The organism is Leisingera sp. ANG59 (assembly GCF_013317235.1).
GTDB lineage: Bacteria > Pseudomonadota > Alphaproteobacteria > Rhodobacterales > Rhodobacteraceae > Leisingera.
In genome coordinates this window covers 1-10,278 of record NZ_WLCM01000078.1, presented here as the reverse complement: position 1 = coordinate 10,278, position 10,278 = coordinate 1, and the positions used below count along the sequence as shown (strand labels likewise).

The following is a 10,278-nucleotide window of genomic DNA, read 5'->3' as shown; positions in this document are numbered from 1 at the left end:
CAATGGCACCGGGCGGCTGCGGGATGCGGTTTACGGCGGCATTGACGGTGCGGTGACCACCTTTGCGATTGCCGCGGGTGCCGAGGGGGCCGGGTTTTCGCAAGGTGTGATCATTGCCCTGGGCATTGCCAACGTGCTGGCGGACGGGTTTTCGATGGCCGCGGCCAACTACCTGGGCACCAAGGCGGATCTGGACGACCGGCGGCGCCTGTACAGGGTGGAGGAGCGCCATATCCGCCAGTATCCCGAGGGTGAGCGCGAGGAGCTGCGCCAGATCTTCCAGGAGCTGGGGCTGAGCGGCGAGGTACTGGAAGGCGCGGTGCGGTCCGTTGCCGCCAAGCCGGAGAAGTGGATCGCGTTGATGCTGACCAGCGAATACGGGCTGGCGCCGGCGGAGCCCAACCCGGTGGCGGCGGCGCTGACCACCTTTGCCGCCTTCATGGCGGCAGGCATCGTGCCGCTGCTGCCGTTCATGCTGGGGCTGCCTGATCCGTTTCTGACGGCGGCCCTTGCCACCGGCGCGGTGTTCTTTGGCATCGGCGCCAGCAAGAGCGTCTGGTCGTTGGCGCCCTGGTGGAAATCGGGACTGGAGACGCTGGCAATCGGCTCCTGCGCCGCTGCCGTGGCCTATCTGGCCGGCAGCCTGTTCCGGGTTTGAGCCGGATCAAGGGGGCCGGGTCCGTTTGGCCCTAAGCTGGAGTGCGGAGGGGAGCCCATGTTTTCAAACGCCATCAAGATCGCCACCCTGCAGGGGTTTGACATCCGGATCGACCCGAGCTGGGGCCTGATCGCCGCGCTGATCACCTGGAGCCTGTCGACGCAGTTTTTCCCGATGGTTTATCCCGGTGCCAGCGGCAGCGTTTACTTCACCCTAGCGCTTCTGGCGATGCTGGGCTTTTTTGCCTCGCTGATCCTGCATGAGATGTCCCATTCGGTGGTGGCCCGCCGCTACGGGGTCGAGATCAAGGGAATCACGCTGTTCATCTTCGGCGGGGTGGCGGAGCTGGGATCGGAGCCGAAGACTGCCGCCAGCGAGTTCTGGATTGCAATTGCGGGCCCGCTGATGAGCTTTGCGCTGGCCTTCGGCTTCTGGCTGCTGGCGCAGGCGGGCGGGTGGCTTGCGCCGGAAATGGCGCTGAACCATGTGTTCGGCTATCTGGCGCTGATCAACCTGGTGCTGGCGGTGTTCAACCTGGCGCCGGCCTTTCCGCTGGATGGCGGGCGGATTTTCAGGGCCTACCTGTGGAGCCGCAGCCGCGATCTGCTGCAGGCGACCGCCACCGCCACCAGGATCAGCAGCTACCTGGCCTATGCGCTGATCATCTTCGGCCTCATCGGCCTGTTTTCCGGCAATCCGGTTGCCTCCCTTTGGCAGGTGCTGATCGGGGTGTTTGTGCTGACGGCGGCCAAGGGCACCTATGCCCAGCAGCTGCAGGCGGCGGCGTTCAAGGGCAAGACCGTTGCCGCCATGATGACCCGCGACACGGTCACGGTAGCGCCGGACATCAGCCTGCAGCAGCTGGCGGACGGGGTGATGCTGGAGGAACGCAAGAGCTTCGTGCCGGTGGTGCTGGGTGACGTGCTGCTGGGGTATGCCGACACCGGGCTTCTGTCGCAAACCCGGCGCGAGGACTGGGCTGCAACGCATGCCGGTGATGTTTATGTGCCGGCGGACAAAGACAACACGGTTGGCCCGGAGATGCCGGCCGCGGAGCTGATGGCGAAAATCTCTGCCACCGGGCGGCGCAAGTTCCTGGTGGCGGAGGAGCGCCAGCTGCTGGGGGTGGTCACCTTGGCCGACCTGACGGGCTACCTGGCGGTGCTGCAGGAAATCCGGCTGCCGGGCCGCAAGGCGGAGTGATGCCTGCGCGTCAGTGGCTGTGCCCTGGCGGCTGCTGCGCCTGTTCCGGGCTTTGCCGCCGGGCGGTACCGCCCAGGAAGGCAAACCAGTAGGCCAGGGCGACGCCGCCTGCGCCGCCGGCGATGTTGCCGAGGGTGACCCAGAACAGATTGGCGGCTGCTGCGGCAAACGGGATGTCCGCGCCTGCACCCCAAGCCTGCGGGAAGAAATACATGTTGGCGATGGAGTGCTCGAGCCCCAGCAGCACGAAGGCGGTGATCGGCCAGAGGATGGCCAGAACCTTGCCGGCCGCCGTGCGGGCAGCGAAGGACAGCCAGACGGCGAGGCAGACCAGGGCGTTGCACAGGGCGCCGCGCGCAAAGGCCTCAAGCGGTGCCAGTTCCGCCTTGGCCCCGGCAATGCCTGCCGCGGTGTCGCCCATCGGTCCGTCCAGCAGCCCGGTGAGGGCGAATGCGGCGGCCAGCCCGGCGGCGCCTGCCAGATTGCCGGCATAGACGATGCCCCAGCTGCGCAGCAGCAGGCGCAGCGGGATCTTGCGGTCCACTGCGGCGATCACCATCAGCACGTTGCCGGTGAACAGTTCAGCGCCGGCAATCACTACCAGTATCAGGCCGAGCGAGAACACCGCGCCGCCCAGCACCCGGACCGGTCCCGTAACGGGGCCGGCGCCGGTGAGGGTCATAGTATAGGCCGCCGCCCCGAAACCTATGAAAGCGCCCGCCAGCATCGCCAGCACGAACATCTGCGGCAGCGGCAGCCGGGCCTTGGCGGTTCCTGCGGTTTCCACCAGCGCTGCGATTTCGGCGGGTTTGTAGGCGTCAAAGGGGGCCTGGCTGGTCAAAAGTCGGCTCCTGAAACTATGGGCGCAAGGGGTCAGTGGGCAAAAAGGACCGGCAGCTCTGTCTGTTCGATCATTGTGCGGGTGGTGCCGCCAAAGACCGCTTCTCGCAGGCGGGAATGGCCATAGGCGCCCATCACCACCAGCCCGGCCCCGGCCTCGCGGGCGCGCTGCTGGATGCCGTGGCCGACGTCCTGGCCGCCGCCGGGGAATTGCGACACGGTCACAGTGCAGCCGTGGTGGCTGAGCCAGGCGGCAACATCGGTGCCCGGGTCCTCGCCGTCGCGCTGATCGGAGGCGCTGGATTCAAAGCAGCCGATCACCACCTCCTGCGCGTGGCGCAGGTAGGGCAGCGCAGCATGGGCGGCGCGGGAGGCGGCAAGGCTGCTGTCCCAGGCCAGAAAGATGCGGCTGTAGCTGGCAAAGGGCGCGCCGTTCACGATCACCGGAACCGGCGACTGGAACAGCAGGCCGTGCAGAGCTTCGCGGAAGACGTCCTCGTGGTCCCTGAGGCCATCGGCAAACTGCGCGATATCGCAGGACTTGGCCCTCTGGGCACAGAGCAGCCGGATGTCCGCGCCGGCGCAGACCGCATATTGCACATCGCCGGAGCAGCCGTTGCGGGTGAGGAGATCATTCACCTCGCCAGCGCGGGTTTCGGCCGCCTGCCGGGCGTCCCGCAGATGATCCACCCAGTCCGCAGGCATCGCAGCCGCGCCGAAGCCCGTCGCACTGTAAACGAAGTAGGGCCTGGCGGGCAGGTTTTCCAAAAGCAGGCAGGCCAGATAGGCGTCCTGGGCCTGCGCCGCCTCGGCGGCGGCGGTGACGGCTGCGTCGCTGGTGTCTGCGGCGAGCACGTAGAGAGAGGTTTTGCGTTGCATGGCGGGCCTCCGGGATTTGATGCGCGGCAGGCGGGGTGCGCACCGCGTTCATCAGTAGATCAGCTTTCCCGGCGGGTGCCATGATCCTGATCAATCACTTGCCGCAGGATGGATAACCTGTGTCAAGGCAGGCCACCGGAAACCGGCGTGAACTCGGGCCGCATCAGAGGAGGATCACGATGTACAAGCATATTCTGGTTCCGATTGCCCCGGATCACGGTGCCGACAGCGCCAGTGCCCTGCAGGCCGCCCGTCTGCTGGCGGACAGCGATGCCAGGATCACCGCGCTGGCGGTGGCCGATGAGATCCCCGGCTATGTGGTTCAGCAGCTGCCGGAGGGCCTGCTGGAAAACACCCGCGCGGCGATGCTGGCGGCGCTGAAGGCGGATCTGGGCGGAGTGAAAGACGTCAAGGCGGACGTGGTCACCGGCCATGCCGCGCGCACGATCACCGACTACGCCGATACGCATGACGCGGATTGCAGGATTATTTCCTAGGCTCGATGGCGGCGCGGGTGGTGCGCCACGCCAAACGCAGCAAGCTGCCGGAGCGCATTTTTCTATGTCCGGCCACAAAGCCATGTATAGCTATGAAAACAGCTCCGAAATGTGGATAGCCGAGCGGCTGGTTTCTTCCTGAAGTCGCTGACCTCAGGAAAGTTTCTAGCGTAGACAGGGATAATATGCCAGTCCCTGCGGCGGTCCACACTTTCTCCTAAATTCCCCCGCCTGCTTAGCCTGCGGGGGTAATACAGAACATCGGTTTTTAGCTCTTCACCGCGCCGTGCAGGGGCGGTTGGAAAGGCGCTCGACAGGTCTTGCCCATGACAGAAGTCAGCCTTGGTCATTGGTCGATCACGCAAACTGCCTTCAAAATTCTGCGTCGCGGTCTGCATTTCCTGCCGTTCGCTGCGATAGCAAAGTCACTCTGGGGGCGAACTCACGCACTGCGGACAAAGCCGCCGCTCCCGTCCCTGAAGGCAATTACGGTTGGCAGCACGAAGCGGTCGTTGCTTGGGTTTAGACCATACGTTAAAGCGGACTTTTGGCGTGCCATGGTTCATCGCCAAATGCTTGGAGTGAAGAGGTCATCTCAGCAATCTCGGCCGTGAACCTTCCCCAAGCAGCTACTCACTCATGACGAGCGTTCTCAGATTTGATTTTGGCTGTCGGCGTCTTGAGCTTGGCAAGAGCGGAAGAATATGGATGTTTACGTCTTTGAGATCGGGAATGAGATCATTGACCCTGTGGTTTCTCGAGTTAGATCACTTAAACGGGAGTAATCTCGATGGACCCGGCGTATTTAACAACCACAAAAATATATGACACGGTTACCGACTTTGGGAACTGGACACCGGCGTTGGATTCCCTTTGCCGTTCAGTTGGCGCCCGAGCCGGCGCTCTACTACTTAGAGATTACGGGGAGAACCCATACACGATCTCGGCCTTAAGCACCGTTTATGTGCAGATGTTTGAACGGGGCAATGGGCAGCATTTTGTTGACAATCTGATGCACTACGAGTCCCAGCAGTGGGATTATGTCGGACAAATGAAAATAGGGACAGTCTACCGCGACGAGGAAATGAGTGTGGACCGGGCTGTCCTCGATAACCGGCCTGACTACCTGCACTTGAAACAGCACGCCGGTATTCTGCGGAGGATCATTTGCGGTCTCAACAGAAACAATGGATGGTTTGACGCAGTCGCACTGGGTTTCCCTTTGGATGTCGGTTTTGTTCCCGATCCGACCATGCGGCGGTTGGGCTGGTATCTTCCCCACCTGACTAAGACCATCGAAATCGGCCGGACATTCAATTTCCTCCGCGTGAAGTATAACGCTGTCCTCACGGTCCTCAATCAAATCAACATCGGGATCATTCTGGCGCTTGAGAATGGGGAGGTACTTCTCGCCAATAAAGAGGCCGAGCGTTTGCTTGACGCAAATGATGGATTGCTGCGCAACAGGCAAAACCGGGTATCCTGTGCCAACTTCGAACAAAATGCAGCCTTGCGATCCTATATTGAAGAGGTTGCGCAAACAGCGAATGGAGAAGCAAATACCGCACACCGGCACTTAGCCTTGGCCCGGCGCTCTGGCAAGTCCCCCCTGCTAGTCGATGTAACCCCGGTAAGGGATGCCAGCGATGAGCTAAATGCACAACTGCGAGGCTCAATAATAATCGTCATCGACCCGGACCAAACCGAGGCGCTCCAGATTGATAAGTTCGCCGCCCTATATCGCTTGAGCAAAGCAGAAACCCATGTGTGCGAACTACTCTTAAAGGGACACACTGCGCACGAGATAGCTGAAATTCGGGGAACAAAACACAATACCAGCCGAAACCAAATCCAGGCGATTTACACTAAAACTGCAACCAAACGACGAAGCGACCTGATCCGCCTGATCCTTCGGATACTGCCACCAATTCTTTGAGTATTGCAGAACGCTTCTGACATTTACTGTTTTTTTTCAAAGCGTCGGCAGTAGCTCGCGCCCATTTTTGGATGAGGGGCATACTAGCGAAAAGGTAAAAGTAAGACGGTGTCGGTTTCTTGCACCCCCATTTACACAGAGGTGCCCCTTTTGACATGTTGGCTATGGGTGCAGGTGTGTTCCTGTGCAGCCGAGGGTCAGTCATTCAGAACATGAAAGTGTCCCCGCTTATCAGTTCTAGTTCTATCGAACCGTCAGAAGTGCCGTCGGACGCATCGAAGGCTTGCAAATTCGTGCTTCCGCCGAAGACGACATAGGTTTCACCAGCATTTGTGGCGCCGTTCGGGTCGGCGTTTGGAGCATGAATGAGAAAATCGTTGATACCGTCACCATTGACGTCTCCCGTCGCATCCAAAGCCCTTCCTGCCAAGTCCACCGAATCGATACCGTGAAGGATGAATCCGTTGGTTCCGTCCAACGTGCTTAGATCGAAGTTGGCCGCGAAGTCTCCATCAGCGGCCGTATCGCGCCCGAAAACAATGTAGACTTCACCAGCGCTGCTTTCGGCTTGTGTTGCGGCAAATACGAAATCGTCAATGCCATCACCATTCTGATCCCCAGCGGCAGAAACCCGTAGTCCAGCCCAATCATTCGCATCGATTCCATCCATCGTGAACCCGTTGGTTCCGTCCAATGTGGAAAGATCGAAGTTGGCCGGGAAGTCGCCGCTGGTTGCGGTATCCTGGCCAAAGACGATATAAACTTGGCCTGAATCCGTTCCATTTACGTCTGACTGAAAGGCACCTAGGACAAGGTCATCGATCCCGTCGCCATTGACATCACCAGCCGAACCGGCGAGTGCCAGACGATCACCAGAAGCAAGACCTGGAATGGCAAACCCGTTGCTACCGTTGAGATTCGTGTAGTTGAGGTTGGCAGCGAAATCACCTTCAATTGCAGTGTCCTTGCCATAGACAACGAAGATCTCACCGGAGTTGGAGCCGCCGCTGGTGGTGGCGAGTGGTGCATTGACCAGGATATCATCTATCCCGTCGCCGTTGATGTCGCCCGCGCCCTCGACAACTGCTCCAGACGCTCCGGTGCCCTGAAAGATGAACCCGTCGGTTCCATCCAGCGAATGCAGGTCAATCGAAGTGGCGAAGTCGCCTTCAGTATCGGTGTCGCGGCCAAAGACTACGTAACCCCGGCTGGCCGTCCAGTCGCCGACCAGCATATCGCCGATGCCATCGCCATTTACATCGCCCGCGTTCGAAACTCGGGTTGGTCGAGAGCCGCCGGTCATGGTAAACCCGTTGTTGCCGTCGAGTATGGAGAGGTCGAAGGACGCGTTGAATCCTCCAGTGGCGGCAGTGTCCTTTCCGAAAATAACATAGCTGGCGCCACCGAGTTCGGCCCCAATCATTATGTCGTCAATCCCGTCGCCATTCACATCGCCCGCGCCGGAAACGAAAAAGCCTGCATTGCCGCCGCCGACGATCCCGTTAACGATAAAGCCGTTAGTTCCATCAAGCGTACCGGGATCAATAACGGTGCCCAGTTCGTTGTTCCCAAAAATGACATAAACCTCTCCCGAATTGCTGGCGCCAAATGGGTCGCCACCAGGAGCACCGATCAAAAAGTCACCAATGCCGTCGCCGTTTACGTCGCCGCTGAAATTCACCGCCTGCCCGACGCCACTATCGCCTGCGTCCTGCCCAGCGACAACGACACCAAATGATTCCGGCGTATCATCAGCGCCGGTCACGGCTACTGAGACGTCGGCGCTGGCAAGAGAACCGTCCGCCGCCGTTGTGGTGTAAGTTACTGAGAAACCGATCTGTTCGCCTTCAGCCAGAGAATCTACATCGGCGCCGTTGGCATCAAAACTTGCAATCCCGGCGGAAGAGATTGTCATCACACCCAATTCAAGACCATTGACAATAATGGTCCGTTCAAAACCGGTTGCTGTAGAAGTGAATTGCCCGCCACCGTCATCAACCGCACCTGTCACAACGCTTGTTCCGCCGTTGGTGTCGTTTGCCAGTATGTCGACGCTGGCCATTTCATTTTCATTCACGGTGAGGATGTCATTGTCTGCAACGCCGTTTGCTTGGTCCCCGATCTTTGCAGATCCGGTTCTGCTCCCGTCTTCTTCACCCACAGACGTGTAACGAATTCCAAAGTCTGAGAGATCAATCATGTCAAGCGTGAGATTAACGCTGTTGTGAGCAAGGATGAAGCTGGTCGAGTTGATATCGTCGCTCGACATTCCCGAAGTGCCAAACTCAATCCCAACATCAAAGTCACCGAGACTATTCGAAACTGACCCCTTGATGTTTGCATCACCCCCCAGCGTGTCGACGGATCCTTCTTCATAGGCAGTGTCGGTTACATCGACCCCGGACGTCGAGAGACCTGAGACATCAACTCCGGTAAGGTCGAAGAAGAGGGCCCGCAAATCGCCTGTCAGACCCGTATCCAATGCGGTCAGGTCAAAGCGCAAGGTTCCGTCATCCAGCTCGGTAATGGTGATCTCCGTGTCAACATCACCAGCAATGAGAAATGTGATTGAGCGTGCCATAACTTCCCCCAGATTTGAGATCTTCGCCTGTTGGATCGCGCAGAACAGGATCTATGGCGCCCGATTTTCAGTCAGGAAGGGATATCAGTCATGATGCAAATGGACTATGAAGGCAAACGTGAGCAAACCTTCAGCCTAAGTCACAATGAACCGGTTACCTGCGGCTAGTGGCACCTCCGTCTGCTTCCGGGAAAACTGCAACAAATTTGCAAAGCCTTCTCTCTGCGCCTGTCAGCTGTTCGTGCCAGGCGCAGCATTGAGAGCTTTGGGCTCACGGACTAAGCCGCTCTCGCGGCAATGGCGCTTGTGGCTGGGGTGGCGAACTGCGCCGATGTCTCGCAATTTTGTGATGTGACTGACCTGCCTGACGATTGAGGTTTCTCAATCGGACAGGAGGTTCCCATGACACAGGAGAAGATGAGCCCGCTGCGAGCGCGGATGATCGAAGACATGCGCATTCGCGGGATGGCGGAGACGTCGCAGAAGGCCCATATACGGGCGCTGAAGGATTTCACCGCGTTTCTGGGGCGCTCGCCGGACACAGCGACCCCGGACGAGTTGCGGGCCTATCAGCTTCATATGACCGACACGGAGGTCACGCCGTCGGTCTACAATTCCCGGATCACGGCGCTGCGGTTCTTCTTCGGCATGACCTGCAATCGGGAGGACATGAAGAAGTACATGCAGTTCCGTACCGAGCCGCGGAAGCTGCCGATTGTGCTGAGCTTCGAGGAAGTTTCGGCTATTTTGTCCTTTGCGCCAGGGCCGGGCCTCAAATATCGCGCAGCGCTCGGCATTGGGTATGGCGCGGGGCTACGCGCCTCGGAAGTCACCAATCTCAAGGTACGGGATATCGACAGTGACCGGATGCTGATCCATGTCGAGCGCGGCAAGGGCGGCAAGGATCGTGACGTGATGCTATCACCGTCGTTATTGGAATTGCTTCGCAACTACTGGCGCGAGGCGCGCCCGCAGGGCTGGCTGTTTCCCGGTCAGAGCCGGGTCGCACCGCTGTCTCCGCGTTCCCTGAACCGCGCCTTCAACTCAGCCAAGCGCATGGCCGGGATCAAGAAGCCCGCAACGCTGCACTCGCTCCGGCACAGCTTTGCCACACATCTTTTGGAGGCCGACACGGATGTGCGGGTAATCCAGGTTCTGCTCGGCCACGCCAAGCTGACCACGACGGCGCGATACACCCATGTGGCCACCAAGACGCTGCGCAATGTCGCCAGCCCGTTCGAGCACATCCAGGATGTGACCTGAAGGGTGCGGCGGCGTGCCCCTGCACGCGCTGGAGATTGCTGACATCTTTCGAGTTCATGGACCTGTCTACCGGCGGGCAAATGCAGGGCGTCTGAGTCTCGCGCAGCTCAAGGTCATGTCTTCAATTGAAGCCTGCCGAACCGAGGTGCTTGGCGGGCATGTGGCAGCCTGCACCAAGTGTGGCCACCATCACATCGCGTACAACAGCTGCATTATGGGCAAATCCGGTAATGGGGAGTTGGCGGCGACGTGATCGTGTTCTTATGTCCGCCGCCGCCATCCCGACTCCCCATTACGAAGGGCGTTTGAGGAGCGCAATCAGCTTGTCGGACGGTTGGAACGCGCCGCGCCGCAGATGCGGTGGAACAATCGATTCCATTGCGTCGAGCTTCTCTGTCGGATCCCCACGTGTGTAGATCTC

The 10,278-nt window shown here is 59.7% G+C and carries 8 protein-coding genes and 1 pseudogene; 6 read left to right on the top strand and 3 right to left on the bottom strand.

Annotated features, from left to right (window positions below; translation table 11 throughout):
- Together GKC28_RS25515 and GKC28_RS25510 are read left to right on the top strand one after the other, a co-directional pair.
- On the top strand, nucleotides 1–658 hold a 658-nt coding region (locus GKC28_RS25515), incomplete at its 5' end, for a VIT1/CCC1 transporter family protein (RefSeq protein WP_254604411.1).
- A 57-nt stretch (nucleotides 659–715) separates the two neighbouring features.
- Complete coding sequence (locus GKC28_RS25510) at nucleotides 716–1,861, top strand: site-2 protease family protein (RefSeq protein ID WP_174149748.1); 1,146 nt, start codon at nucleotides 716–718, stop codon at nucleotides 1,859–1,861.
- Nucleotides 1,862–1,871: 10 nt separating this feature from the next.
- Here GKC28_RS25510 and GKC28_RS25505 read toward each other — a convergent pair whose 3' ends face one another.
- Nucleotides 1,872–2,702 (bottom strand): formate/nitrite transporter family protein, encoded by an 831-nt coding sequence (locus GKC28_RS25505; protein ID WP_174149747.1) that lies wholly within the window; start codon nucleotides 2,700–2,702, stop codon nucleotides 1,872–1,874.
- A gap of 32 nt (nucleotides 2,703–2,734) precedes the next feature.
- The gene (locus tag GKC28_RS25500) at nucleotides 2,735–3,580 is read right to left on the bottom strand and encodes a universal stress protein (RefSeq protein ID WP_174149746.1); all 846 of its coding nucleotides are present in this window, start codon (nucleotides 3,578–3,580) and stop codon (nucleotides 2,735–2,737) included.
- 179 nt (nucleotides 3,581–3,759) lie between these two features.
- Between GKC28_RS25500 and GKC28_RS25495 the strand changes: the two genes are divergently transcribed.
- Nucleotides 3,760–4,077: a universal stress protein gene (locus GKC28_RS25495; protein WP_254604409.1), complete on the top strand. Its 318-nt coding sequence runs from the start codon at nucleotides 3,760–3,762 to the stop codon at nucleotides 4,075–4,077.
- Nucleotides 4,078–4,867: 790 nt separating this feature from the next.
- Nucleotides 4,868–6,013 carry a PAS and helix-turn-helix domain-containing protein gene (locus GKC28_RS25490; RefSeq protein ID WP_174149745.1) on the top strand — a complete coding sequence of 382 codons (1,146 nt, stop codon included), beginning with the start codon at nucleotides 4,868–4,870 and terminating at the stop codon, nucleotides 6,011–6,013.
- Nucleotides 6,014–6,218: 205 nt separating this feature from the next.
- Here GKC28_RS25490 and GKC28_RS25485 read toward each other — a convergent pair whose 3' ends face one another.
- Complete coding sequence (locus GKC28_RS25485; protein ID WP_174149744.1) at nucleotides 6,219–8,594, bottom strand: integrin alpha; 2,376 nt, start codon at nucleotides 8,592–8,594, stop codon at nucleotides 6,219–6,221.
- A gap of 402 nt (nucleotides 8,595–8,996) precedes the next feature.
- Between GKC28_RS25485 and GKC28_RS25480 the strand changes: the two genes are divergently transcribed.
- Both GKC28_RS25480 and GKC28_RS25475 read left to right on the top strand, forming a co-directional pair.
- The gene (locus GKC28_RS25480; RefSeq protein WP_174149743.1) at nucleotides 8,997–9,857 is read left to right on the top strand and encodes a tyrosine-type recombinase/integrase; all 861 of its coding nucleotides are present in this window, start codon (nucleotides 8,997–8,999) and stop codon (nucleotides 9,855–9,857) included.
- A 13-nt stretch (nucleotides 9,858–9,870) separates the two neighbouring features.
- Nucleotides 9,871–10,068: pseudogene (locus GKC28_RS25475) on the top strand (transposase zinc-binding domain-containing protein); the annotation flags it as partial.
- Nucleotides 10,069–10,278: the final 210 nt, after the last annotated feature.

What these genes read in the sequence shown, in the direction of transcription:
- GKC28_RS25510 (WP_174149748.1), top strand. Translation starts at nt 716, where the DNA reads ATGTTTTCAAACGCCATCAAGATCGCCACCCTGCAGGGGTTTGACATC.
- GKC28_RS25500 (WP_174149746.1), bottom strand. Translation starts at nt 3,580, where the DNA reads ATGCAACGCAAAACCTCTCTCTACGTGCTCGCCGCAGACACCAGCGAC.
- GKC28_RS25495 (WP_254604409.1), top strand. Translation starts at nt 3,760, where the DNA reads ATGTACAAGCATATTCTGGTTCCGATTGCCCCGGATCACGGTGCCGAC.
- GKC28_RS25490 (WP_174149745.1), top strand. Translation starts at nt 4,868, where the DNA reads ATGGACCCGGCGTATTTAACAACCACAAAAATATATGACACGGTTACC.
- GKC28_RS25485 (WP_174149744.1), bottom strand. Translation starts at nt 8,594, where the DNA reads ATGGCACGCTCAATCACATTTCTCATTGCTGGTGATGTTGACACGGAG.
- GKC28_RS25480 (WP_174149743.1), top strand. Translation starts at nt 8,997, where the DNA reads ATGACACAGGAGAAGATGAGCCCGCTGCGAGCGCGGATGATCGAAGAC.